This window comes from Pseudomonas kermanshahensis (assembly GCF_014269205.2).
GTDB lineage: Bacteria > Pseudomonadota > Gammaproteobacteria > Pseudomonadales > Pseudomonadaceae > Aquipseudomonas > Aquipseudomonas kermanshahensis.
On sequence record NZ_JABWRY020000001.1, the window covers coordinates 5,191,865 to 5,216,057 of the forward strand.

General features: G+C 63.6%; 19 protein-coding genes, 3 pseudogenes and 1 riboswitch. Of the genes and pseudogenes, 6 read left to right on the top strand and 16 right to left on the bottom strand.

Translation table 11 applies throughout. The features are described 5' to 3' along the window. Window positions 1-3 precede the first annotated feature (3 nt). The 3 genes from HU764_RS23305 to asd are packed head-to-tail and all read left to right on the top strand — an operon-like array spanning window position 4 to window position 3,266. Complete coding sequence (locus HU764_RS23305; RefSeq protein ID WP_186702397.1) at window positions 4-1,539, top strand: HDOD domain-containing protein; 1,536 nt, start codon at window positions 4-6, stop codon at window positions 1,537-1,539. A gap of 44 nt (window positions 1,540-1,583) precedes the next feature. Beyond that, window positions 1,584-2,393 carry a rhodanese-like domain-containing protein gene (locus tag HU764_RS23310; protein ID WP_027592517.1) on the top strand — a complete coding sequence of 270 codons (810 nt, stop codon included), beginning with the start codon at window positions 1,584-1,586 and terminating at the stop codon, window positions 2,391-2,393. Window positions 2,394-2,402: 9 nt separating this feature from the next. Continuing rightward, window positions 2,403-3,266 (top strand): archaetidylserine decarboxylase, encoded by an 864-nt coding sequence (gene asd / locus HU764_RS23315; RefSeq protein WP_099430587.1) that lies wholly within the window; start codon window positions 2,403-2,405, stop codon window positions 3,264-3,266. Window positions 3,267-3,417: 151 nt separating this feature from the next. On the opposite strand, the gene serB is transcribed toward asd, so the two are convergent. Next, window positions 3,418-4,632 (bottom strand): phosphoserine phosphatase SerB, encoded by a 1,215-nt coding sequence (serB, locus tag HU764_RS23320; protein ID WP_172961381.1) that lies wholly within the window; start codon window positions 4,630-4,632, stop codon window positions 3,418-3,420. Between the two features lie 135 nt (window positions 4,633-4,767). Between serB and HU764_RS23325 the strand changes: the two genes are divergently transcribed. Next, entirely contained in the window at window positions 4,768-6,231 is a 1,464-nt protein-coding gene (locus HU764_RS23325; protein WP_186702398.1) for an AhpA/YtjB family protein, read from the top strand. Window positions 6,232-6,391: 160 nt separating this feature from the next. On the opposite strand, the gene HU764_RS23330 is transcribed toward HU764_RS23325, so the two are convergent. The 12 genes and pseudogenes from HU764_RS23330 to HU764_RS23385 all read right to left on the bottom strand — a co-directional run bounded on the left by HU764_RS23330 (window position 6,392) and on the right by HU764_RS23385 (window position 16,684). Next, on the bottom strand, window positions 6,392-7,102 hold the full coding sequence (locus tag HU764_RS23330; RefSeq protein ID WP_027592513.1) for a PqiC family protein: 711 nt from the start codon (window positions 7,100-7,102) through the stop codon (window positions 6,392-6,394). Between the two features lie 173 nt (window positions 7,103-7,275). Further along, the gene (gene parC / locus HU764_RS23335; protein ID WP_186702399.1) at window positions 7,276-9,534 is read right to left on the bottom strand and encodes a DNA topoisomerase IV subunit A; all 2,259 of its coding nucleotides are present in this window, start codon (window positions 9,532-9,534) and stop codon (window positions 7,276-7,278) included. 10 nt (window positions 9,535-9,544) lie between these two features. Further along, the gene (locus HU764_RS23340) at window positions 9,545-10,063 is read right to left on the bottom strand and encodes a retropepsin-like aspartic protease family protein (RefSeq protein WP_027592511.1); all 519 of its coding nucleotides are present in this window, start codon (window positions 10,061-10,063) and stop codon (window positions 9,545-9,547) included. Then, window positions 10,060-11,046, bottom strand: coding sequence for an esterase-like activity of phytase family protein (locus tag HU764_RS23345; RefSeq protein ID WP_186702400.1), 987 nt, complete (start codon window positions 11,044-11,046; stop codon window positions 10,060-10,062). The genes HU764_RS23340 and HU764_RS23345 overlap by 4 nt, the downstream gene beginning before the upstream one ends. Beyond that, window positions 11,043-12,947, bottom strand: coding sequence for a DNA topoisomerase IV subunit B (gene parE / locus HU764_RS23350; RefSeq protein ID WP_027592509.1), 1,905 nt, complete (start codon window positions 12,945-12,947; stop codon window positions 11,043-11,045). The genes HU764_RS23345 and parE overlap by 4 nt, the downstream gene beginning before the upstream one ends. A 48-nt stretch (window positions 12,948-12,995) precedes the next feature. Beyond that, window positions 12,996-13,604, bottom strand: a complete 609-nt coding sequence (locus HU764_RS23355; protein ID WP_186702401.1) for a YqiA/YcfP family alpha/beta fold hydrolase — start codon at window positions 13,602-13,604, stop codon at window positions 12,996-12,998. Between the two features lie 239 nt (window positions 13,605-13,843). After that, window positions 13,844-14,131: pseudogene (locus tag HU764_RS27790) on the bottom strand (metallophosphoesterase family protein); the annotation flags it as partial. After that, window positions 14,130-14,321, bottom strand: a pseudogene (locus HU764_RS23365) (DNA topoisomerase IV subunit B); the annotation flags it as partial. The pseudogenes HU764_RS27790 and HU764_RS23365, both read right to left, overlap by 2 nt. Window positions 14,322-14,368: 47 nt before the next feature. Continuing rightward, window positions 14,369-14,542, bottom strand: a pseudogene (locus HU764_RS23370) (YqiA/YcfP family alpha/beta fold hydrolase); the annotation flags it as partial. Between the two features lie 195 nt (window positions 14,543-14,737). Next, the gene (gene cpdA / locus HU764_RS23375) at window positions 14,738-15,538 is read right to left on the bottom strand and encodes a 3',5'-cyclic-AMP phosphodiesterase (RefSeq protein WP_186702403.1); all 801 of its coding nucleotides are present in this window, start codon (window positions 15,536-15,538) and stop codon (window positions 14,738-14,740) included. Window positions 15,539-15,623: 85 nt separating this feature from the next. Continuing rightward, window positions 15,624-16,076, bottom strand: coding sequence for a DUF1249 domain-containing protein (locus HU764_RS23380; protein WP_027592506.1), 453 nt, complete (start codon window positions 16,074-16,076; stop codon window positions 15,624-15,626). Further along, window positions 16,067-16,684 (bottom strand): NUDIX domain-containing protein, encoded by a 618-nt coding sequence (locus tag HU764_RS23385; RefSeq protein WP_186702404.1) that lies wholly within the window; start codon window positions 16,682-16,684, stop codon window positions 16,067-16,069. The genes HU764_RS23380 and HU764_RS23385 overlap by 10 nt, the downstream gene beginning before the upstream one ends. 185 nt (window positions 16,685-16,869) lie before the next feature. On the opposite strand from HU764_RS23385, the gene HU764_RS23390 reads away from it, so the two are divergent. Next, window positions 16,870-17,616, top strand: a complete 747-nt coding sequence (locus tag HU764_RS23390) for an RsiV family protein (protein WP_186702405.1) — start codon at window positions 16,870-16,872, stop codon at window positions 17,614-17,616. Here HU764_RS23390 and cytX read toward each other — a convergent pair. Then, complete coding sequence (gene cytX / locus HU764_RS23395) at window positions 17,585-18,868, bottom strand: putative hydroxymethylpyrimidine transporter CytX (protein WP_186702406.1); 1,284 nt, start codon at window positions 18,866-18,868, stop codon at window positions 17,585-17,587. The genes HU764_RS23390 and cytX overlap by 32 nt on opposite strands. Before the next feature lie 147 nt (window positions 18,869-19,015). After that, window positions 19,016-20,896 (bottom strand): phosphomethylpyrimidine synthase ThiC, encoded by a 1,881-nt coding sequence (gene thiC, locus HU764_RS23400; protein WP_027592502.1) that lies wholly within the window; start codon window positions 20,894-20,896, stop codon window positions 19,016-19,018. Between the two features lie 160 nt (window positions 20,897-21,056). Continuing rightward, window positions 21,057-21,163, bottom strand: a riboswitch (TPP riboswitch). A 161-nt stretch (window positions 21,164-21,324) separates the two neighbouring features. Between thiC and HU764_RS23405 the strand changes: the two genes are divergently transcribed. Continuing rightward, entirely contained in the window at window positions 21,325-22,761 is a 1,437-nt protein-coding gene (locus tag HU764_RS23405; RefSeq protein WP_027592501.1) for a TolC family outer membrane protein, read from the top strand. A 150-nt stretch (window positions 22,762-22,911) separates the two neighbouring features. Here the strand turns inward: HU764_RS23405 and waaA are convergent, their stop codons facing one another. Next, a complete protein-coding gene (waaA, locus tag HU764_RS23410) occupies window positions 22,912-24,183 on the bottom strand; it encodes a lipid IV(A) 3-deoxy-D-manno-octulosonic acid transferase (protein ID WP_186677327.1) in 1,272 nt (423 codons plus the stop codon). Between the last annotated feature and the right edge of the window lie 10 nt (window positions 24,184-24,193).

The window sequence follows — 24,193 nt, forward strand, 5'->3', positions numbered from 1 at the left end:
AAAATGCCAATTGAAACCAAGGTGCCCGCTCAGCCGCCGCGTACGTTAGAGGCTTGGGTAAAGCTGCTGGAGAGTGTCCGCATCCCCGTGCCGAAGCACAGTCACGACCGGGTAATCGCTGCCATCAATGACAGCCGCCGCTCGCTGCGCGATATCGCCGAACTGATGCAGGACAGCCCGGCATTGGTGCTTTCCGTGCTGCGTGAGGCCAATCACCCGACCAACGCCAGCCAGGCCGAGCCTGCCGAGAGCCTGGAAATCGCCCTTAACCGGCTGGGCCTGGCCCGCACCGAGCAGTTGCTCAAGCGCCTGCCCTCCGTGCCCGTCGAAGAAATCCCGCCAGTGCTCAGCCAGTTCCAGCTGATCAGCCAGCACGCTTCGCAGCAGGCCAGCGGCCTGTTCGCCAGCCGCCTGGCACGGCTGTGGCAGGAAATTCACTGGGGCAGCCTGCTGTTCCTGTCACCCCTGTGGCCGCTGGCACTGGCCTACCCCAAGCTGCTCGACACCTGGGAGCTGCGGGTTATCCACAAAGGCGAGGACGCCGCACAGGTAGAAGAAGAACTGTTTGGCGTGCGCATCATGGCGCTGTGCCGGACCATGGCGGAGTACTGGCGCTTGCCGCAGTGGGTAACCCAGGGTTACCGCCTGCTGCTGGAAGAACGCGAACAACTGGCCCAGGTGCTGAGTATCGCCCGCGACGAAGACCTGCTCAGCCAGCAACACCGCCTGGATGCCGAGCCGGGCCTGCGCCGCTGGTTCAACCAGCCGGCCAACACCGTGCTGCTGGCCAACAACCTTGCGCTGGCGGCGCAGGTGGGCTGGGACAACCCGCACCTGCTGCGTTGGCAGCTGCTGACTGCGCTCTACCTGCAAACCTCGCTGGAAGACGTGCAGCAGCAAGTGCACCAGCAGGCTGCGGCCAGCGCCCGCCGCCACGCCAGGCATGCCCTGTTCCACCCGGCGGAAGCACTGATCTGGCCCTGGCACCAGCGCCGCCCGCACCCGGACATGCTAGCCCCACCACCGCCCAGTAGCGACGACCTGGCGCGCTGGCGCAAGCTGTGCCAGGACCTGTTGGCCCAGCCCAGCCCGTTCACCAATACCGTGCACCTGGCCACCCAGGCCCGCGAAGCCCTACTGGCCTGCGGCATGCAACGCATCCTGCTGCTGAGCCTGGACAAGGCCAGCGACTACTTGCGCGTGCAACAGACCGCCGGCTTGCCCAAAGAAGCCGGAGCCCTGGCCCTGCAGGTGTCGCAAAACAAACTGCTGCAAAAGCTGATGGCCCAGGCCGGACAGTTGCGCATCACCCCGGAAAACCACAGCCAGTTCTCGGCCCTGCTGCCCGCCCCGCTGCGCGCCCTGTTCCGCAGCGAGCACGTGCTGCTGCGCTCGCTGGCGGTAAACGATCAGGTGCTGATGCTGATGGTGGCCGACCAGGGCTGCCGGCCATTGGCCGATATCAGCGTGCAAGCCTTTGGTAAAACCGCGCAATGCATCGAGCGCGCGCTGTCGGTGTTTGCCAACCGCAAGGGCTGAGCCTTGCGCTACAATCGCCCCTCTTTCCACACTGGAGACCGTGGATGACTGACTTTTCCGGCCTGCCCCTGGTGATCGAAGCCGCAGACCTGCTGCCGCGCCTGGATTCGCCACAGCTGATCCTGGTCGACCTGAGCAGCGCCAACCGCTATGTCAGCGGCCATATCCCCGGCGCACGCTTCGTCGAGGGCAAGCGCACCCAGCTGGGCCAGCCTCCTGCGCCCGGCCTGCTGCCGGCCTTGGGCGATCTGGAAAAACTGTTCAGCGAACTCGGCCACCGCGACGACGCCGTCTATGTGGTGTATGACGATGAAGGCGGCGGCTGGGCCGGGCGCTTCATCTGGTTGCTCGACGTGATCGGCCACAAGGCTTACCACTACCTCAATGGTGGTATCCAGGCCTGGCCGGCAGACACGCTGGTGACCGACGTACCGGCGCCGGCGAACACGCCCGTACGCTTGCACGTGCATGGCGAGCCAACCGCCACCCGCGAATACCTGCAAAGCCGCCTGGGCGCCGATGACCTGGTCATCTGGGACGCCCGCGGCCCGCAGGAATACAGCGGCGAGAAGGTTCTGGCGGCCAAAGGCGGTCATATTCCCGGCGCGATCAACTTCGAGTGGACTGCCGGCATGGACCTCAATGACCACCTGCGCATCCGCCAGGACATCGCCGACGTCCTCGAAAAGCTGGGCATCACCCCCGACAAGGAAGTGATCACCCACTGCCAGACCCACCGCCGCTCCGGTTTCACCTACCTGGTGGCCAAATCCCTCGGCTACCCACGCGTCAAGGCCTACGCCGGCTCGTGGAGCGAATGGGGCAACCACCCGGACACGCCTGTAGAAGTCTAAGGAACCTGCATGAAATCCCGTTTGTTCATCATCAGCCAGTACCTGCTGCCGCACCACCTGCTGTCGCGGCTGGCCGGCTGCATTGCCGAGTGCCGTGCACGCTGGTTCAAAAATGCCTTCACCGCCTGGTTTGCCAAGCGCTACCAGGTGAACATGTCCGAGGCCCTGGTCGAAGACCTGAGCGCTTACGAACACTTCAACGCCTTCTTCACCCGTGCCCTGAAGCCCGGCGCCCGTCCGCTGGACGAAACGCCCGGTGCCATCCTGTGCCCGGCCGACGGCGCGGTCAGCCAGCTTGGCCCGATCGAGCACGGCCGCATCTTCCAGGCCAAGGGCCACGGCTTCAGCGCGCAAGAGCTGCTGGGCGGCGATCCAGCCATGGCTGCGCCGTTCATGGGCGGTGAGTTTGCCACCATCTACCTGTCGCCGAAGGACTACCACCGTGTGCACATGCCGCTGGCCGGCACCCTGCGCGAGATGGTGTACGTGCCGGGCCGCCTGTTCTCGGTGAACCAGACCACTGCAGAAAACGTCCCCGAGCTGTTTGCCCGTAACGAGCGTGTGGTGTGCCTGTTCGACACCGAGCGTGGGCCGATGGCCGTGGTGCTGGTAGGTGCGATGATCGTCGCCTCGATCGAGACGGTCTGGGCCGGTTTGGTAACCCCGCCCAAGCGTGAGCTGAAGACCTTCCGTTACGACGAAGGCAGCCGCGCGCCGATCCACTTGGAAAAAGGCGCCGAGCTGGGCCGCTTCAAACTGGGTTCGACCGCCATCGTGCTGTTCGGGCCAGAGCAGGTGAAGTGGGCAGAAAGCCTGGGTGCCGGTTCGGCGGTGCGCATGGGGCAGCTACTGGCAGCGCCTGCCGAAGCCTGAGGCCAGCAAGTACACATGCCCCTGCAGGAGCAGCCTTGTGCTGCGAAGAGGCCAGCGAAGACAGCTAAATCTTCGCCGCTTCACCGGCCTCTTCGCAGCGCAAGGCTGCTCCTACAGAGATCAGGGCTGCAAAGCAGCCCCAAAACTCGAATCAGCCGCGCGCGTCGCGGTCACGCAGCCCCAGCAGGTACAGCACACCGTCCAGCCCCAGGGTCGAAATCGCCTGCTTGGCCGATTGACGTACCAGCGGCTTGGCACGGAACGCCACGCCCAGGCCTGCCAAGGACAGCATCGGCAGGTCATTGGCACCATCACCCACGGCGATGGTCTGGTCCAGTTGCAAGCCCTCTTCGCTGGCCAACTGCTGCAGCAGCTCAGCCTTGCGCTGCGCATCGACGATAGGTTCAACGGCCACGCCAGTTACCTTGCCGTCGACCACTTCCAGCTCGTTGGCGAACACGTAATCGATGCCCAGGCGCGCCTGCACCTGTCGGGCGAAGTACGTAAAGCCACCCGACAGAATCGCAGTCTTGTAGCCCAGGCGCTTGAGCTCGGCGAACAGGTTCTCGGCACCTTCGGTCAGGCGCAGCGAGGCACCGATCTCATCCAGCACGCCCACGTCCAGGCCCTTGAGCAACGCCATGCGCTCTTTGAAGCTGGCGCGGAAGTCCAGCTCGCCGCGCATGGCCCGCTCAGTGATTGCAGCCACTTGCTCGCCGACGCCGGCGGCCTTGGCCAGTTCGTCAATGACCTCGGCCTCGATCAGCGTCGAGTCCATGTCGAACACCGCCAGGCGGCGGTTGCGACGGAACAAGTCGTCCTTCTGGAAGGCGATGTCGATGCTCAACGCTTCAGCCAGGGCGAAGAAGTCTGCACGCAAGGCCTGGGCATCGCTCGGCTCGCCGCGCACGGAAATCTCGACAGCCGCCTTGCCCTTCTCGGTGTCGGCATCCAGGCCCACACGGGCAGACAGTCGCTCGATGCGCTCGATGGTCAGGCCGTACTGGCTGATGACCGCGCTGACCCGTTGCAGCTGCTCTGGGGTAATCTTGCGACTGAGCAGGGTGACGATATGACGCGCCTCACCGTGGCCATCGGCCCAATGCTGGTAATCAGCCTCGGAAATCGGCGTGTAACGTGCCTGCAGATTGAGCTCATGGGCCTTGGCCTGCACGCTTTGCAGCAGGTTGGTGGCCACTTCGTTGTCCGGGATATCGACCAGAATGCCGAACGACAAGGTGCCGTGCATGACCGCCAGGCCGATGTCGAGGATGTTCACACCACCCTGCAGCAGGACGCCGGTGATGGCCGCGGTGAGACCGGGACGGTCTTCACCTGTGATGTTGATCAGGACGATTTCGCGCAAGACCGGACTCCGACTTCGATGAAAAATGCGCATTCTACCGATTTTCCGTGACCATCGGGCGCGAACGATACTTTGCCGAAAAAACCGGGGTCGCTATACTGCCCCTCACTTTTATGCCATTAAGAGCCGAGCGCTGTGAACCGGCCCACCCCCGTCAAGCCAGACAACTTCTTCCTGATGATCTATCGTGCCCTGAGTCAACGTCGCGTCCCTCTGGCGCTGCGCATCGCCTTCACCAACATTTTCCTGGTGGCGCTGGCACTGGTCATCTATGCCTGCGTGATGGGCCTGCAGTTCAAGCAGGCCATGCACGAGCAGGCGGATGCGCTCGGCCAAAGCCTGACCACGCAGACGGCCACGTCGGCCACGGAGCTGTTGGTGTCCAACGACATCCTCAGCCTCAACGTGCTGCTGGGTAACCTGGTGAAAAACCCATTGGTGGCCCATGCGGCGATCTACAGCGTGGACAACCGCATCCTTGCCGAAGCTGGCCAGCGCCCGCGCAACAGCCTGCTGGGCGAGGCCGAAGGCCTGTACCAGACCAAGATCACCTTCCAGGACGTCACCGCCGGGCAGCTGCGCATCAGCCTGGACATGGGCCAGTTCCAGCAGCCGATGTTGATCAGCCTTCACAGCATGGGCATCCTCGCCGCCATCCTGCTGGCCCTGGCACTGAGCTTGAGCCTGCGCCAGGCCCGCCATATCACCCTGCCGCTGCTGCAACTGCGTGTCTGGCTGCGCGACCCGCACCCCTACACCCCGGCCACCGACCGTCAGGACGAGATCGGTGACATCGCCCGCCAGTTGCACACTCGCCTGGCCCCGCCGCCGCCACCAGAGCCAGAGCCAGAAGACGAGGACGACGAAGACACTTTCGAGCACCTGCACGAAGCCCCACCGGCCCCCAAGGCTGCCCCGCGCGCCAAGGTTGTCGCCCAGGCAGACGACGAGGACGATGAAGCCTTCGCCGGGTTGCTCGACAACGAGGACAGCGCCCCGAAGGCGGTGCCGTTCGAGTCTGACGAGCCGCAAAACAGTGCAGTGCTGGCCGTGCAGCTCGGCTCGCAAGAGCAATTGCGCCGCCTGCCGCGCACGCGCCTGACCGAGTTGCTGGAGCGCTACCGCGACTGCCTGGAGCATGCCGCCTCACTGTATGAGGGCGAAACCCACACGCTCAACGACGGCAGTACTCTGGTGCTGTTCCACAGCCGCGACTGTGGCGAGGACTACCTGACCAATGCGATCTGCTGTGGCGAGCTGCTGCGCGCACTGGGCCATGCCTTGCAGATCGAAGTCGCGGACAGCGGCATTACCCTGCAACTGCAGCTGGGCCTGGCCCTGGGTAACGACCTGCACGGGCTGGAGCTTGTCGACCTGCTGATGGCTGAAAAAGCCCAGGATGCCCTGGCACTGTCGCAGCACAGCCGCAACCTGTTGCTGGTGGAGCGTCAGATCAGCGACGACGCACTGATTCGTCAGCGCGCGCGGATTCGCCCGATTGCCAGCCCAGAAGGCGCGTGCTGCGTGGAGCGGCTGATGGAGCCTTACCCGTCGATGCTGGAACGGCAACTGGCGCGGATGCACGAGCGTCGAGCCTGATTGTAGGAGCAGCCTTGTGCTGCGAAGGGGCCGGCCCTAACAACAGAGATGCATTGCCAGCCCCGGCCTCTTCGCAGCGCAAGGCTGCTCCTACAGCGATCACCTAGCAGATACGAAAAAGCCCGCACATGTGCGGGCTTTTTCGTATCTGGCGGAACCATCAGAACCGATAGACTTCCATATCGGTACGGATCGGCGAAGCCATCGGGATCTTGGATTTCTCCGGCGCCTTCTTCACCTGTACCGGTGCAGCTGGCTTTTTCGGCGCTTCTTCGGCAATGGCAGGCTGATTGGCCAACGGTTTGACCGCCGTGCTCAATTGTTCAGCCAGCTTTTGCAGCAATTGCCCTTGCGCCTGCACCTGCGACGCCTCGCTACCCTCGTGCTGCTGCTCGAGGTGAACGATGCGGTTGTCGCGCACATGGCCACGACGGTCGAGCAGACGCCATTGGGCATCGAGAATCGCCGGCTGGTCCTTGCCAGAATCCAGGCGGGTAATCGACAGCAGGACTTGCACGTCCGGGCTGAAGCCAGCGGTTGCCGGTGCCAGGACCACGCGCTGGCTGTCCAGGCGCCAGGCCAGCTGGCGAACCAGCAACTGGTCAATGTCCGACGAGAGGCTGCCCGCCCAACGACCGTCGGTCGCCGAACTCAGGCTGCCATCGGCCTGACGCTGCAGGAACGTCTCGCGTTGCAGGTAATCGGCAACCGACACCGGGCCGAGCACCACGGCCATGCCCGCGCTTTGCGACGGCTGGCCAGGATCACCGCTGTCGAGCTGGTACAAGGCAACCGGCTGATGCATGCTGCATCCGCCCAGCCCCAAAAGGCCCGTCATCAACAGCGCAAATGGAAGGCGCAGAAGTTTCATCATCCCATCCAGGCGGTCGCCACAGGCAGACCGCAGTGATACTCATGTAGATTCAATCGGGCACACGGCTACGCCGGCACCGCAGGGGCCATATCATCCGCGAAATAGCTGTCCGACTCCAGCATTTCTGCCTGGAACGGCGCTGAAATTGCCGTTCCAGACATTTCACCGGGTTACGCCGGACCTTCCACCTGCAACCCATCGACACGCTGGAAGCCGCGTGGCAGCTTGCTGCCGCGCCGGCCCCGTTCGCCCTTGTAGTGCTCCAGGTCGTCCGCTTTCAGAGATAGCGTACGCTTGCCGGCTTGCAATACAAGGGTCGCCCCTTCGGCCATCACCGCCAGGTCGGTGACAAATTCTTCACGGCTGGACACCCGATCACCGGGCACGCCGATGATCTTGTTGCCCTTGCCTTTACCCAGTTGCGGCAAGTCGCTGACCTTGAACACCAGCAGCCGGCCCTCGGTGGTCACCGCTGCCAGCCAATCCTGCTCGCGGTTGGCCACCGGACGTGGCGTCATCACTTTTGCCCCGTTGGGCAGGCTGAGCAGGCCCTTGCCGGCCTTGTTCTTGGCCTGCAGGTCTTCGCCCTTGACCACGAACCCGTAGCCGGCGTCCGACGCCACCACATACAGGGCGTCATCGTCAGGCAACAGCACACACTCGAAGGTTGCCCCAGGTGGCGGTGTCAGGCGGCCGGTCAGCGGCTCGCCCTGCCCCCGCGCCGACGGCAGGGTATGCGCGGCCACCGAATAGCTGCGGCCCGTAGAGTCGATCAGCACGGCAAACTGGTTGGAGCGCCCGGCAGCGGCGGCCTTGAAGCCATCGCCCGCCTTGTACGAGAGGCCGGTGGCATCGATGTCGTGGCCCTTGGCGCAACGCACCCAGCCCTTTTCCGACAGTACGACGGTGACCGGTTCGGTCGGCATCAGCTCGTTTTCCGACAGCGCCTTGGCCTCGGCACGCTCGACGATTGGCGAACGGCGGTCATCGCCATACGTTTCGGCGTCCTTGATCAGCTCGGTGCGCACCAGCTTGCGCAGCTTGGCGTCGCTGCCGAGCAAGGCCAGCAGCTTGGCCTGCTCTTTGAGCAGTTCGTCCTGCTCGCCGCGAATCTTCATTTCTTCAAGGCGCGCCAGCTGCCGCAGGCGGGTCTCGAGGATGTAGTCGGCCTGGATTTCAGTCAGTTGGAAGCGGTCGATCAACGCCTGCTTGGGATGCTCCTCGGTGCGGATGATGTGAATCACTTCATCCAGGTTGAGGAAGGCCGTCAACAAGCCCTCAAGCAGGTGCAGGCGACGCTCAACCTTGTCCAGACGGTGTTGCAGCCGGCGACGGACGGTAGTGGTTCGGAACTCCAGCCACTCCAGCAACAGGGCGCGCAGGTTCTTCAGCTGCGGCCGGCCGTCGAGGCCGATGATGTTGACGTTGACCCGGTAGCTGCTTTCCAGGTCGGTGGTGGCGAACAAATGCTGCATCAGTTCGTCGGCATCCACCCGGTTGGAGCGCGGGATGATGACGATGCGGCACGGGTTCTCGTGGTCCGACTCGTCACGCAGGTCGGCCACCATCGGCAGCTTCTTGGCCTGCATCTGGGCGGCGATCTGCTCCAGTACCTTGGCCCCGGAGACCTGGTGCGGCAGTGCGGTGACCACCACATCGCCATCTTCGACACGATAAACGGCGCGCATGCGGATCGAGCCGCGGCCGGTTTCGTAGATCTTCAGGATCTCGGCGCGCGGGGTGATGATCTCAGCTTCGGTCGGGTAGTCCGGGCCCTGGATGTGCTCGCACAGTTGCTCGATCGTGGCCTTGGGCTCGTCGAGCAAACGGACGCAGGCACTGGCCACTTCACGCAGGTTGTGCGGCGGCACGTCGGTGGCCATGCCCACGGCGATACCGGTGGTGCCGTTGAGCAGGATGTTGGGCAGGCGCGCTGGCAATACCGCGGGCTCCTGCAGGGTACCGTCGAAGTTCGGCACCCAGTCCACGGTGCCCTGGCCCACTTCGTTGAGCAGCACTTCGGCGTAGCGCGACAGCCTTGCTTCGGTGTAACGCATCGCGGCGAACGACTTCGGATCGTCGGGCGCACCCCAGTTGCCCTGGCCATCGACCAGGGTGTAGCGGTAGCTGAACGGCTGCGCCATCAACACCATGGCTTCGTAGCAGGCCGAGTCGCCGTGGGGGTGGAACTTGCCGAGCACGTCGCCGACGGTACGCGCCGACTTCTTGTGCTTGGCATCGGCATCGAGCCCCAACTCGCTCATGGCGTAGACGATGCGTCGCTGCACCGGCTTCAGGCCGTCGCCGATGTGCGGCAGGGCCCGGTCCATGATCACGTACATGGAGTAGTTGAGGTAGGCCTGTTCGGTGAAGTCCGCCAGCGAGCGGCGTTCGACGCCGTCGAGGCTGAGTTCCAGTGAGTCGCTCATGCGGGCCTCGTCATTTCAGGTTCTGGCGCAGCAGCATGGTGCCGCCGCGCTGGGTAAATTCAAGTTGTTTCAGGGCGCTCATGCCGAGCAGCACAGTCTGCCCGTCCAGGCCTGGCACCACGGTGGCTCGCACGTCCTGCAGGCGGATATCACCCAGCTGCAGGGTATTCAGCCGCGTGCGGTAGCCTTCGGTGCGGCCGTTTGCGGTGCTGAGCAGCACCGGGCTGCCGCGCGCAAGCGCCAGCGTGTGGGCCAAGGCCTCAGGTATCGCCACGTCGGTCGCCCCGGTGTCGAGCATGAAATGCACGGCCTGGCCATTGATCGCGCCATCCACCACGAAGTGCCCCTGGCCATTGCTCAGCAGGCGCACCTCGATAAAGCCTTCGCCACGTGAAGACTGCACCTGGGCATTAGGGTTGCGCTGGCTGTCTTCCCATTGGCCGAAGAAACGCGTAGCAAGGAACAACGCCGCCGCCCAGGCGACGATCATCAGTAGCTTGCCGGCACGCTTGCCCGGAGCCTGGCTCATGGCTTGGCGCTCCAGCCGCCGGCGGGTGCGTCAAAGCGCCAGACGATCGGGCGTGCCTCGCCATCGGCGCGCACGCCATTGTTGTTGTCCAGGCCAATCCAGGCGCCTTTGGCATCGATTACCAGGGCTTCTGCCAGGCCGTACGGCTGATCGTACCGGCGCGATTCCACCAACGCATCGGCGGCGAACGACCAGCAACGCTCGACCACGCCGCTGTCTGCGTCGCGGCGACAAATGCGGTAGGCGTTACGCTCAAGGGTGTACAGCTTGCCCTCGAACCAGGCCAGGTCGGCAAAATCACGCGACAGCGCCCGTGGGTTGGGCATCTGCGGCGGCTGCATCTCGACGCCAGCCTCGCTCAGCAGCACGCAACTGCGCCCGCAGGTCCACACCGACTGCTGACGTTCGATCGCCACCACCCCCCGGCGCTCGCGCTCGGCGGCCAGCCAGATGCGGTCACCCGCCGGGTTGATCGCCAGGCCTTCGAACAAGGCATTGAAGTTAAGCAGCATGCCACTGGCCCGCGCCTGCCGAACCATGGCCGGGTCGATCTTCAACCAGTCCGGCTCACCCTCGAGCGGGATGCGCAACACGCCAGCATGCGCCTCGCTGATCAGGTAGAGGCTACCGGCCTGGTCACAGGTGATGCCTTCGAAGTCCAGCTCGCCACCGCGCACATAGGACGCCGCCCAGTTGCGCGACTTCAGCCCCCACGGCAAGCCGCTCTCGGGTACGGGCGGCGGGGTGAAGGTCAGCGGTTGTGCACGCCACACCGCGTTTTGCTGATCGAAGCGATAGACCCGGTCATCGTCACGGTCGGATACACCCCACAACGCACCCCGGCACTGCACCAACCCAGACAAGTTGCCGCCGCGCATACCCTCGACGGGGTATTCGGCAGTCATCTTCAACTGCGGCCAGTCGCCCGCCACACTCGGCAAGGTAACCAGGGCAAGGCAAGCGGCGAGAAACAGCCGAATCAAACCATGACCTCGGCAAGGTTACCTTTGGTTTCCAGCCAGCTCTTGCGGTCGCCGGCGCGCTTCTTGGCCAGCAGTTTGTCCATCAGCTCGCAGGTGGCCTGCACATCGTCCAGCGTCAGCTGCACCAGCCGCCGGGTGTTCGGGTCCATGGTGGTTTCGCGCAGCTGTGGCGGGTTCATTTCACCCAGCCCCTTGAATCGCGTGACTTGCGGCTTGCCGCGCTTCTTCTCGGCTACGAGGCGATCGAGGATGCCGTCGCGCTCGGCTTCGTCCAGGGCGTAGTAAATTTCCTTGCCGAGGTCGATGCGGTACAGCGGCGGCATGGCCACGTAGACATGGCCGGCCTCTACCAGTGGGCGGAAATGCTGCACGAACAGTGCGCACAGCAGCGTTGCAATGTGCAAGCCGTCGGAGTCGGCGTCGGCGAGAATGCAGATTTTGCCGTAGCGCAGTTGCGAGAGGTCGGCAGCCCCCGGGTCGACGCCGATGGCCACGGCAATGTTGTGCACTTCCTGGCTGGCCAGGACTTCGCCACCGTCCACTTCCCAGGTGTTGAGGATCTTCCCGCGTAGCGGCAGGATCGCCTGGAACTCTTTATCCCGCGCCTGCTTGGCCGATCCACCGGCAGAGTCACCCTCGACCAGGAACAGCTCGGCGCGCATCGGGTCCTGGCCTGCGCAATCCGCCAGTTTGCCCGGCAGCGCCGGGCCTTGGGTGATGCGCTTGCGTTCGACCTTCTTGCTGGCCTTGAGACGACGACCGGCGTTGCTGATGGCCAGTTCAGCCAGTTGCATGCCCAGCTCGGGGTGGGCGTTGAGCCACAGGCTGAATGCGTCCTTGACCACGCCGGAAACGAAGGCGGCCGCCTCACGGGACGACAGGCGCTCTTTGGTCTGCCCGGAGAACTGCGGCTCCTGCATCTTCATCGACAGCACGAAGGTGATGCGTTCCCAGACGTCTTCAGGCGCCAGCTTGACCCCGCGGGGCAGCAAGTTGCGGAACTCGCAGAACTCGCGCATGGCATCCAGCAGGCCTTGGCGCAGGCCGTTGACATGGGTCCCGCCCTGGGCGGTGGGGATCAGGTTGACGTAGCTTTCCTGAACGCTGTCGCCGCCTTCAGGCAGCCACAGCAAGGCCCAGTCCACGGCCTCCTTGTTACCGGCCAGGCTGCCGCAGAACGGCTCGTCGGGCAGGCGCAAGTACTCGCTGACCGAGTCGACCAGGTAGGAACGCAGGCCATCCTCGTAGTGCCACTCGACCTTCTCGCCGCTGCCTTTGTCCTCGAAGCTGACCAGCAGGCCCGGGCACAGCACGGCCTTGGCCTTGAGTACGTGCTTGAGGCGGCTGATGGAGAATTTTGGCGAATCGAAGTACTTCGGGTCGGGGCTGAAGTACACGCTGGTGCCGGTGTTGCGCTTGCCGACCGAGCCCACCACTTCCAGTTCGCTGGCCTTGAAGCCATCGGCGAAGGTCATCTGGTACTCGTTGCCGTCACGCTTGACGCGCACGCGCACCTGGGTCGACAGGGCGTTGACCACCGAAATACCCACGCCGTGCAGGCCCCCGGAGAACTGGTAGTTCTTGTTGGAGAACTTGCCACCGGCGTGCAGCTTGGTCAGGATCAGCTCGACCCCGGACACGCCTTCTTCGGGGTGAATGTCCACCGGCATGCCGCGGCCATCGTCGCTGACTTCCAGCGAGTGGTCGGCGTGAAGGATGACCTGCACCGAACGGGCGTGACCGGCCAGGGCTTCGTCGACACTGTTGTCGATGACTTCCTGGGCCAAGTGGTTCGGTCGGCTGGTGTCGGTGTACATGCCCGGTCGCTTGCGGACCGGATCAAGGCCCGAGAGGACTTCGATGGCGTCTGCGTTATAGGCGCTAGCGCTGGGATTGGCCATGGGGTCTCGTCGTCAGTCAGGTGAATGCAAAAGTGCTGGGTACAAAGCTCAGAGCACGGAAAAGTCGAGCGCCGCATAAGCGCCCGGGGCAATCCCGGCAAAGGCCAGCAGTGCCGGCAGGCGCTCGACAAAGCCCTGGAAGCTGTGCTCGCCACCGGCCTGGATGCGCAATGCGCACGCTCGGTAATAGCGCTCGGCGTGGCGATAATCCAAGGTTTCGTCAGCGGTCTGCAACCACACTTGGTAGCGGTTGGCATCCTCGGGGGCTGGCACTTCCAGCTCGGCCAGGGCCTGCACGTGATCGTGGGTCAGTTCCCAGGCCTCATCGGTGTAGAGGTTGCGCTGGGTGCCCAGGTAGCCATCGAACAACCGGTGGGGTGCCACCGCTGGGTTGATCAGCAAGGCCTTGAGGCCGTGGCGCTCTGCCAGATAGGTGGCATAGTAGCCGCCGAGCGAACTGCCGACCAGCAAGGGCGCACCCAGTTCGGCGATGGCGCCCTGCAATTGGGCGATGGCCTGGCGTGGGTGATGGTGCAACGCCGGCACACGCAATTGGTCGGACAAGCCCAACTGCTGCATGACTGCCTCGAGCTGGCGCGCCTTCTTGGACAGCGGCGAGCTGTTGAAGCCATGGATATAGAGGATGGAACCCGACATGCTGCCCCCGGAATCTGCGGCTTCGCGCCCTTGTTGCGGGCGCAGGGACGCGCAGTGTAGCGCGTTCGCCGGGTTTTGACGCAGTGAGGGGGATTTCGCAACACTTTCTTCAGGCACTTGCGGGCATTCAAGGGGCGCTTTCCGTGTAGGAGCAGCCTCGTGCTGCGAAGAGGCCGGTGGCAAGAATCAAGATCGGCGTTTTTGCAGCTGGCCTCTTCGCAGCACAAGGCTGCTCCTACAAGGAAGATGAAGCCAGGCTGCTCTTCGCTCACCTTGAAGTCCTCGCTTTGCGCCGCGAACTGAATGCAGGTCGACGGCGTGGCTATCAAGCGCAACCCCTCGCGCAGTTCATCCCACGTCTGGTGGATATGCCCCCAGAGCAGTCCGCGCACCTGTGGATAACGTTCGACGATGGCAAACAACGCCTGGGCATTGCGAAGCCGATGTCCACCGGCTGATGGTTCAAGCGCGGCCAGTTGGTCGCCTTCCAGAAAACCGTGGGTAGCACCGTGCACAGCCGTGTTGATGGAGGATGACCTGCCTCGAACGGACGTGACCGGCCAGGGCTTCGTCGATACTGTTGTTGGCGACTTCATAGGTAAAGTGGTTCGGCATGCCGGTGTCGATATACATGCTCGTTCGCTTGCGGACCGGATCAAGGCCCGAGAGGACTTCGATGGTGTCTGCGCTATAGGCGCTAGTGCTGGGATTGGCCATGGGGTCTTGTCGTCAGTCAGGTGAAGGCAAAAGTGCTAGGTACAAAGCTAAGAGCACGGAAAAATCGAGCATACGCGCCCGGGGGCAATCCCGGCACAGGCCAGCAGTGTAGGCAGGCGCTCGACAAAGCCCTGGAAGCTGTGGTCGCCACCGGCCTGGATGCGCAATGCACACGCTCGGTAATAGCGCTAGGCGTGGCGATAATCCAGGGTTTCGCTGGCGCCGGGTTTTGACGCAGTGAGGGGGATTTCGCAACACTTTCTTCAGGCACTTGCGGGCATTCAAGGGGCGCTTTCCGTGTAGGAGCTGCCTTGTGCTGCGAAGAGGCCGGTGGCAAGAATCAAGATCGGCGTTTTTGCAGCTGGCCTCTTCGCAGCACAAGGCTGCTCCTACAAGGAAGATGTATTGCCTGAACCTCAATACCCCGGGCTGTCGAAGTCCAGTTTCACCTCGAAGTCCCGTGCCCGCTCCACGCCGCTCTCCAGCCGCCCGTCGGCATGCAAGCGCAACCAGCGATAGCCAGGCTGCTCTTCGCTCACCTTGAAGTCCTCACTTTGCGCCGCGAACTGAATGCAGGTCGACGGCGTGGCCATCAAGCGCAACCTCTCGCGCAGTTCATCCCACGTCTGGTGGATATGCCCCCAGAGCAACGCCCGCACCTGTGGATAACGTTCAACGATGGCAAACAACGCCTGGGCATTGCGCAGCCCGATGGGCGCGATCCAGGCGCAGCCGATGTCCACCGGCTGATGGTGGAAGCACACCAGGCAATGGCGCTCACCGGCCTGTTTCAAGGCAGATTCCAGCGCGGCCAGTTGGTCGTCTTCCAGAAAACCGTGGGTAGCACCGTGCACGGCCGTGTTGAGCATGACAACGCGCCATGCGCCAATGTCGGTTACCGCCTGCACCAGCTCCGGCGCCACCTGCGCCATTACCTGCGCCTCGTCATGGTTACCCGGCAACCAGCGAGTGGGCACGGCAAACGGTGCGGTCAGCTCACGGAACGCCTCATAGGAGGCCACGCTGGCATCTTGGGACAGATCGCCGGTGCACAGCAGCAAATCGATGGGCGGCTGCTCGCGGCGCACTTGGGCGACCACATGGCGCAGGCTGTCACGGGTGTTCAGGCCAAGCAGGGTGCCGGCCGGGTCGGCGAACAGGTGGGCATCGGTAAGTTGCACCACATGCACGGGGCGGGTTGGGTCTAGGTGCGGCAACGGCCGTCTCCTCGAACGGATTCAGCACGAATTATGGCTGCGCAACGGTTGCGAGCAAACACCCGAAACCGACGCACATCACATTTCAGCGAACACTTGCCAGTTCATGACCGCAGGCCAGGCAATGGCTCAGCCATTCACCGAGGAACAGGTTGAGCTGCGCTTTTTCGTCCGGCTGGTGCATACCCGCATTCGGATAAGGGTAAATGCTGCGCAAGCGCCGGGCATGCTCGGCGCTGACCACCTCGGCCATGCGTGCATCGTGGTACACCTGCACCTCAAGGTGCGGCACCGGCAGCCACGGCAAGCTGTGCTCCTGGCGCACATGCAGGGTGGTGGTATAAGGGCAGGCCAGCACCACATCGAGCACCAGCACACCGAGCATCTGGTCGCCCTGGGTCATGCCGATGCGACGCGAGCTCTGGGTAGTGCGCATGTCTGGTAACAAACGCATCAGCCGGGCGTAATTGGCCTCGCAGGCTGCTTGCAGCCCGACCAGGTCAACCCGATATCGCTCGCGCAGCAGGTTCACTTCCACATACCTCGAACTTCGTCTCTGTTAAGCGCCAGCCATTGCAGGCCGATAATCGTCGCGGCGTTGCAGATACGGCCATCACGCACAGCCTGCAAGGCATCCTCGAACGACCACACGCGCACGCGAATGTCTTCGCCCTCTTCTTCCAGGCCATGCAGGCCGCCCGCACCTTCGCTGGTGCAGCGCCCCAGAAACAGGTGGACGAATTCGTCACTGCCACCGGGCGATGGGAAGTAGCGGGTCATTGGCCACAAAGCGCTGAACGTAAGCCCGGCCTCTTCTTCTGCCTCGCGGTGTGCGACCTCTTCAGGTTGCTCGTCCTTGTCGATCAGCCCGGCGACCATCTCGATCAGCCAAGGGTTGGCGACTTTGTCGAGGGCACCGACACGAAACTGCTCGATCAGCACCACCTCGTCACGCAGTGGATCGTAGGGCAATACACAAACCGCATCGTGGCGCACGAACAGTTCGCGGCTGATCTCGCGGCCCATGCCCCCGGCGAACAGTTCATGGCGCAGGCGAAGCTTGTCGAGCTTATAAAAGCCCTGGAAGCAATTGGCCCGCTCGATGACCTCGAAGCCCTTGGGCACTGAATTCAACGCGTCTGACATGGAAATCCTCATGGCCTCAAATACTGCATCGCGCCATCCTACTCCGCACTTTGGCGCGTTTCACCCCTTTCCGGCAACCGTTCGCGCAGTCGGGACAGCGCGCCTTCTGTCTGTTAGCTTAGTGGCGAACTGACGGTCGCGCCGACGGTCAAAGGCCGACTTTTCCCTGTTCTGCAAGGATCATCATGACACTTGTCAAACTGACTTCCGTGGCTGTGCTGGCACTGGCCCTGGGTGCCTGCCAGAGCCTGTTCACGCCCAATTACCGGGCCCCGCTCGAGGTCAAGCGTGACGCCTGGGAGCACGTCAAACCCGGCTGCAGCGAAAGCGACTGCCCGCTGGTAAACATCGACACCCTTCACTTCCCGGCCCAGCCCAAGCTCGACGCCATCGTCGAACAGCGCCTGCTGCAGCTGACCGAAGACAACCAGCACGGCGCCGCGCCAACCACCCTGCAGGCTTATGAGCAGCAGTACCTGGCCAACGCCGACAAGCGCAACAGCAGCTATTTGCAAGCCAAGGTACGCGAACAGCATGACGGGCTGGTGATCATCGAACTGTCCAGCTACCTGGACAGCGGTGGCGCCCATGGCATGCCAGGGCGCGGCTTCATCAACTATTCGCGCAAGCTGGACAAGGTACTGACCCTGCAGGACATGCTGGTGCCCGGCCAGGAAGAGACCTTCTGGAAAACCGTCGAAGAGTCGCACCGCGCGTGGATGATCAGCGTCGGCATGGACAAGGACGCCGACTTCGTCAAGACCTGGCCCTTCAAGCGGTCGCCGCACATCGCCCTGACGTACGGCGCGGTGGTGGTCAAGTATGAGGTCTATGCCATCGCGCCCTACTCCATGGGCCACGTCGAGCTGAAGATCCCCTACCCGCGCCTGAACGGCGTGATCAAGCCCGAGCTGTTTCCCGGCCGCGGCTGAAGCTCAGTAGCGCATGCAGCACACCTGCCAGCACTAGCGCCGGCAGGGTTGCGCCCAGGTCCGGTGCTTGCGCGGCAATCAGGTGATACGCCGCCACACCCACGGCCCAGGCCAGCAACGCCTGCCAGTGCAAGCCATCGACCTGTGACGGCAGGCGGCGGTGACGGATCACGTAGTGGTCCATCAGCACCACGCCGAACAGCGGCGCAAATACCGAACCGATCAGCAGCAAGAAGTTTTCGTACTGGGCCAGTGGCGCGAACAGCGCGATCAGGGTGCACAGCACACCAATGGCCAGCGCCAGGTGCTCGACTTTCAGGCGTACCAGCACGCCGGTGGAAACGGCGGCCGAATGAATGTCGGCAAAGGCTTTTTCCGACTCGTCCAGCAGAATCAACAGCAACGGGATACCCAGCCCAGCACCTGCCAAGGCCAGCAGCAAGGCATTGGCTTCGCCGTTGGGGGCAAAGGCCAGGGTGTAGGCGACGCCCAGGCTCATCAGCCAGCTATTGCCGATGAAGTAGCCCAGCACGGTACCGCCGAACACGCGCTTGCCGCTGCGGGCGAACCGCGAGTAGTCGGCGATCAGCGGCAACCACGACAGCGGCATGGCGATGACGATGTCGAAGCCCACAGCCAGCGACATCGAGCCGTCACCGGCGCGCTGCCACAGGTCGGCCAGGTCAGCTTTGGCGAACAGGTTCCAGGTCAGCCACAGGCACGCGCCCAACAGCACCCAGATGCCCCACGTGCGCAACACCTTGCGCACGAACGCCAGCGGCCCGCTGACTGCAAGCAGGGTCGCCAGGGCGCCGAAGCACAGGGTCCAAAGCATGGGGCTGTTCCACGCACTGCCTTCACCGAAGGTACGCGCGCCGAGCAGGCTGGCCGCGTCGCGCATGACGATGATCTCGAACGCCCCCCAACCCACCAGCTGCAACAGGTTGAGCACTGCCGGCAAGCGGGCGCCATGGCTGCCCAGGCTGAGCCGCAGGGTGCCCATGGCAGACAGGCCGGTGTCGCTGCCGATGACACCCGCCGCCCCGAGTAACAGCACGCCCACACCGGTGCCAAGGGCGATGGCCAGCACCGCGCTGGCAAGGCCCATGCCTGGGGCGAGCATGGCGCCGACCTGCAGCACCATCAAGCCGATGCCGAGGGAGAACCACAGCGAGAACAGGTCGCAGAAGCCGAAGATGCGTTGGCTGGTGGGGACCGGGTGGTCCGGGGAAAAATGGCTGGGTGTAGTCATTGTTGTGATCGCCGCAAAGATTGTGATGAACAGGCATCCAACGGTGGGAGCGGGCTTGCCCCGCGAAGGCGTCTGGCCTACCAATCGCGCTGGCCCAGCTGACGCTTTCGCGGGGCAAGCCCGCTCCCACGGTGGTGACGGATTGCCTTACACTTTTTTGTACAACTGGCTGCCTTCCTGGCGGAACCGCTCGGCCTGCTCGCGCATGCCTTCTTCAACCGTCACGTCCACGGCTTCGATCTTGGCGGCGTACTCACGCACTTCCTGGGTGATTTTCATCGAGCAGAACTTCGGCCCACACATCGAGCAGAAGTGCGCGACCTTGGCCGATTCCTTGGGCAGGGTTTCGTCGTGGTACGCGCGGGCGGTGTCCGGGTCGAGGCCAAGGTTGAACTGGTCTTCCCAACGGAACTCGAAACGCGCCTTGGACAAGGCGTTGTCACGAATCTGCGCGCCCGGGTGGCCTTTGGCAAGGTCGGCGGCATGGGCGGCGATCTTGTAGGTGATGATGCCGGTCTTGACGTCATCCTTGTTCGGCAGGCCCAGGTGTTCCTTGGGCGTCACGTAGCACAGCATGGCGCACCCAAACCAGCCGATCATCGCCGCGCCGATACCGGAGGTGATGTGGTCGTAACCCGGCGCAATGTCGGTGGTCAGCGGGCCAAGGGTGTAGAACGGCGCCTCGTCGCAGCATTCGAGCTGCTTGTCCATGTTCTCCTTGATCAACTGCATCGGCACGTGGCCCGGGCCTTCGATCATGCACTGCACGTCGTGCTTCCAGGCGATCTTGGTCAGCTCGCCGAGGGTTTCCAGCTCACCGAACTGCGCAGCATCGTTGGCGTCGGCAATCGAGCCCGGACGCAGGCCGTCGCCCAGCGAGAAGCTGACGTCGTAGGCCTTCATGATTTCGCAGATTTCGTCGAAGTGGGTGTACAGGAAATTTTCCTGGTGATGCGCCAGGCACCACTTGGCCATGATCGAACCGCCCCGGCTGACGATGCCGGTAACGCGCTTGGCGGTCAGCGGCACATAGCGCAGCAGCACACCGGCGTGGATGGTGAAGTAGTCCACGCCCTGCTCGGCCTGCTCGATCAGGGTGTCGCGGAACAGCTCCCAGGTCAGGTCTTCAGCGACACCGCCGACTTTTTCCAGGGCCTGGTAGATCGGCACGGTACCGATCGGCACGGGCGAGTTACGGATGATCCACTCGCGGGTTTCATGAATGTGCTTGCCGGTGGACAGGTCCATGACCGTGTCCGAACCCCAGCGAATCCCCCAGGTCAGCTTGGCCACTTCTTCCTCGATCGAGGAGCCCAGGGCGCTGTTGCCGATGTTGCCGTTGATCTTCACCAGGAAGTTGCGGCCGATGATCATCGGCTCCAACTCGGTGTGGTTGATGTTGGCCGGGATGATCGCGCGGCCGCGGGCGATTTCTTCGCGGACGAACTCGGGGGTGATTTCTTTCGGGATGTTGGCGCCGAAGCTGTGGCCCGCGTGCTGCTGGTCAAGCAGGCCGGCGGCGCGGGCTTCCTGCAGCTTCATGTTCTCGCGGATGGCAACGTATTCCATCTCGGCGGTGATGATGCCCTGGCGGGCATAGTGCATCTGCGAGACGTTGACGCCCGCCTTGGCGCGGCGCGGGTTGCGCACGTGGTTGAAGCGCAGCTTGGCCAGCTCTGCATCGTTCAGGCGCTGTTGGCCGAAGTCGGAACTCAAGCCGCCCAGGCGCTCGGTGTCGCCACGCGCGTCGATCCAGGCCGAACGCACGTCGGCCAGGCCTTTGCGCACGTCGATGATGACGTTAGGGTCGGTGTAGGGGCCGGAAGTGTCGTAGACCAGCACCGGGGCGTTGGTCTCGCCGCCGAAATCGGTAGGGGTGTCGTGCAGGCTGATTTCACGCATGGGCACGCGGATGTCCGGGCGGGAGCCTTCGACATAGACCTTGCGCGAACGGGGGAACGGTTGCACGGACTGCTGATCGACTTGTGCCGATTCGCTGAGGTTGATCGTTTTTTCTTGTTTGCTCATCACGGGCTCTCCAGACAGCTTCCTAGCGGATGGAATGTCGGGGAGAACCTGAAAGACGCGGACGCACCCCTTTACGGGTGTGCAGTGCCGGATACATGGGGGTGCCGTAAGCTGCTTGCAGCTGAGACATTCCCGGACCTGGCACAAGAGGCTCCCCGGGAAGGCGAGCAATCTTGTTCCCTACGCAGGCGCTAACCTGATCAGGTTCAACGGGATCCGCAACTTTGCGATCTCAGCCTTTGCTTCAAGGCACCCCGACAAGAACATGCGCAGTCTAGACTGGAGTGGTCGGCAAAGCCAAGCGGGTAAATGCGGGTGATGATGAAAGGCGCACTGGGCGATTGTTGCCGGGGTCGCATGGCACTACACTGGCGCATCGCTCGATACTCAACAGTTCAGTAATTATATTTCGTACAAGGATTGCCTCTATGCTGCGCAAACTCTCACTGGCGATAGCCGTGTCTTGTGCGTCCAACGGAATGGCCTGGGCAGCAGAAATGCCCATGACGGTTAAAACCGACCTGGTCAGCGTCTACCAGGAAGCGGTCGACAACAACGCCGATCTTGCGGCAGCCCGCGCCGATTATGGCGCCCGCCGCGAAGTCGTCCCACAGGCCCGCGCCGGCCTGCTGCCGAACCTGTCGGCGGGTGCCGAGATGATGAACACCCGCACCAAGCTCGACGAGCCGTCCCTCACCGCCAACCGCAGCGGCAACTCCTGGAGCGCCACCCTGGCGCAGCCGGTGTTCCGTGCCGACCGCTGGTTCCAGTTGCAGGCGGCCGAGGCGGTCAACGAACAGGCGGCGCTGGAATTGTCTGCCACTGAGCAGAACCTGATTCTGCAGACCGCGCAAAACTACTTTGCGGTGCTCCGGGCCCAGGACAACCTGGCCGCGACCAAGGCCGAGGAATCCGCCTTCAAGCGCCAGCTCGACCAGTCCAACGAACGTTTCGACGTGGGCCTTTCCGACAAGACCGACGTCTTGCAGTCCCAGGCCAGCTACGACACGGCCCGGGCCAACCGGATCATCGCCGAACGCCAGGTGCAGGATGCCTTCGAGGCGCTGGTGACGTTGACCAACCGCGAGTACTCGTCGATCCAGGGTGTGGTCCACACCTTGCCGATCCAGGTGCCTACGCCCAATGACGCCAAGTCCTGGGTAGAAACCGCCGCCCGCCAGAACCTCAACCTGCTGGCGACCAACTACGCCGTCGATGCCGCCGAAGAAACCCTGCGCCAGCGCAAGGCCGGCCATGCCCCAACCGTGGATGCGGTCGCCAAATACCAGAAAGGCGATAACGACAGCCTGGGCTTCACCAACTCGCCCGCGCAGCCAAACGTGCGTTATGGCAGTGATGTGGAACAGACCAGTATCGGCCTGCAACTGAACATCCCGATCTACAGTGGCGGCCTGACCAGCTCGCAAGTGCGCGAGGCTTACCAGCGCCTGAGCCAGAGCGAGCAACAGCGCGAAAGCCTGCGCCGCCAGGTGGTGGAAAACACCCGCAACCTGCACCGCGCGGTGAACACCGATGTGGAACAGGTGCAGGCACGCAAACAGTCGATCATTTCCAACCAGAGCGCGCTCGAAGCCACCGAAATCGGCTACCAGGTCGGTACCCGCAACATCGTCGACGTGCTCGACGCCCAGCGCCAGCTGTACACCTCGGTGCGTGATTACAACAACAGCCGCTATGACTACATTCTCGACAACCTGAGCCTGAAGCAGGCGGCGGGAACCTTGAGCCCGCAAGACCTGCAAGACCTGGGGCGCTACCTGAAGCCGGACTACAACCCGGACAAGGACTTCCTGCCACCGGACCTGGCGGCGGCGGCGGCGAAGAACTTCGAGCGCAGGCCCTGAGATAGGGGGACACTTCACAGGCCGGGTTGTTTTTGATGGCCCTATCGCTGGCAAGCCAGCTCCCACAGGCTCTTCACTGGCCTCAAGCCATGTGCAGTCCCTGTGGGAGCTGGCTTGCCAGCGATAGGGCCAGGAAAACCAATGCAGGCGTCAGCGAATAAGCGCGCCCAGCCCATCCAGTAAGCGCTGCAGTGCCCCCTGGTTTGCCCGCATCACCGCCCTGCCCGCCTCGCCCATGCGCTGGCGATCCTGCGGCAACTCAATCAACCGCCGCACCGCCTCGGCCAGCCCGTCGGCATCTTCGATCTGCTGCAACGCCCCGGCGTCCTTCAGCATCGCGCTGATCTCCAGGAAGTTGAACACATGCGGCCCCATGAGCACCGGCAATGCCAGTGCTGCGGGCTCGAGCGGGTTATGCCCGCCAGTGGCGACCAGGCTGCCGCCGACGAAGGCGATGTCGGCCAGGGCGTAGAGGAACAGCAACTCGCCCATGGTATCGCCAAGCAGCACGCGGGCCTGGTCATCGACCGGGGTGCCGGCAGAGCGGCGCACGGTGGTGAACTGTTCGCTGCACTGGGCATGCACGGCATCGAACCGCTCGGGGTGGCGTGGTACCAGGATCAGCAACGCATCGCCGTGCACCTGCAGCAGCTTCTGATGTGCCTGCAGGATCAGCGCGTCTTCACCTTCATGGGTGCTGGCGGCAATCCATACCGGGCGCTGGCTGGCGCCCCATTGCTCGCGCAGCGCCTTGGCGCGCGGCAGCAACTGGTCATCGACCTTCAGGTCGAACTTGATCGAACCGGTCACCTGCACGCATTCAGGGCGCGCGCCCAGGTCGCGAAAGCGCTGCGCTTCGGTTTCGGTCTGTACCGCGATCAGGTTCATCTCGGCGAGCATCGGCCGGGTCAACGTGGCAAAACGCCCATATCCACGGGCCGAGCGTTCGGACAACCGCGCATTGGCCAGCGCCACCGGGATGCCACGCGTGGCACACTGGTGAATGTGGTTAGGCCACAGTTCGGTTTCCATGATGATGCCCAGCTTCGGCTGCACATGGTCGAGAAAACGCCCAGCCGCCCACGGCAGATCGTAGGGCAGGTAGCAATGCTGCACACGCGGTTCATCGGCGAACATCGCACGAATGCGCTCCGACCCGGTCGGGGTCATGCAGGTAAGCGTGATCGGCAGGCCTGGGTAGGCCTTCAGCAGCGCCCGCACCATGGGCGCGGCGGCAATGCTTTCGCCCACCGACACCGCATGCACCCAAATGCCGCCCTGGCGCATGGGCGGCAGGCCGAAGGCAAAGCGCTCGCCGATGCGCTGGCCGTAGGCCGGTGCCTTGCGCGCCCGCAGGAACAGGCGCAGCGCAACCAGCGGCAGGCCCAGGTGAAACAGCAAGGTATAAAGAGTTCTGTTCATGGCGGCGAAG

What these genes read in the sequence shown, in the direction of transcription:
- asd (WP_099430587.1), top strand. Translation starts at nt 2,403, where the DNA reads ATGAAATCCCGTTTGTTCATCATCAGCCAGTACCTGCTGCCGCACCAC.
- cytX (WP_186702406.1), bottom strand. Translation starts at nt 18,868, where the DNA reads ATGACTACACCCAGCCATTTTTCCCCGGACCACCCGGTCCCCACCAGC.
- HU764_RS23330 (WP_027592513.1), bottom strand. Translation starts at nt 7,102, where the DNA reads ATGAAACTTCTGCGCCTTCCATTTGCGCTGTTGATGACGGGCCTTTTG.
- HU764_RS23385 (WP_186702404.1), bottom strand. Translation starts at nt 16,684, where the DNA reads ATGTCAGACGCGTTGAATTCAGTGCCCAAGGGCTTCGAGGTCATCGAG.
- HU764_RS23310 (WP_027592517.1), top strand. Translation starts at nt 1,584, where the DNA reads ATGACTGACTTTTCCGGCCTGCCCCTGGTGATCGAAGCCGCAGACCTG.
- HU764_RS23305 (WP_186702397.1), top strand. Translation starts at nt 4, where the DNA reads ATGCCAATTGAAACCAAGGTGCCCGCTCAGCCGCCGCGTACGTTAGAG.
- parC (WP_186702399.1), bottom strand. Translation starts at nt 9,534, where the DNA reads ATGAGCGACTCACTGGAACTCAGCCTCGACGGCGTCGAACGCCGCTCG.
- thiC (WP_027592502.1), bottom strand. Translation starts at nt 20,896, where the DNA reads ATGAGCAAACAAGAAAAAACGATCAACCTCAGCGAATCGGCACAAGTC.
- waaA (WP_186677327.1), bottom strand. Translation starts at nt 24,183, where the DNA reads ATGAACAGAACTCTTTATACCTTGCTGTTTCACCTGGGCCTGCCGCTG.
- HU764_RS23355 (WP_186702401.1), bottom strand. Translation starts at nt 13,604, where the DNA reads ATGTCGGGTTCCATCCTCTATATCCATGGCTTCAACAGCTCGCCGCTG.
- HU764_RS23340 (WP_027592511.1), bottom strand. Translation starts at nt 10,063, where the DNA reads ATGAGCCAGGCTCCGGGCAAGCGTGCCGGCAAGCTACTGATGATCGTC.
- HU764_RS23405 (WP_027592501.1), top strand. Translation starts at nt 21,325, where the DNA reads ATGCTGCGCAAACTCTCACTGGCGATAGCCGTGTCTTGTGCGTCCAAC.
- parE (WP_027592509.1), bottom strand. Translation starts at nt 12,947, where the DNA reads ATGGCCAATCCCAGCGCTAGCGCCTATAACGCAGACGCCATCGAAGTC.
- HU764_RS23390 (WP_186702405.1), top strand. Translation starts at nt 16,870, where the DNA reads ATGACACTTGTCAAACTGACTTCCGTGGCTGTGCTGGCACTGGCCCTG.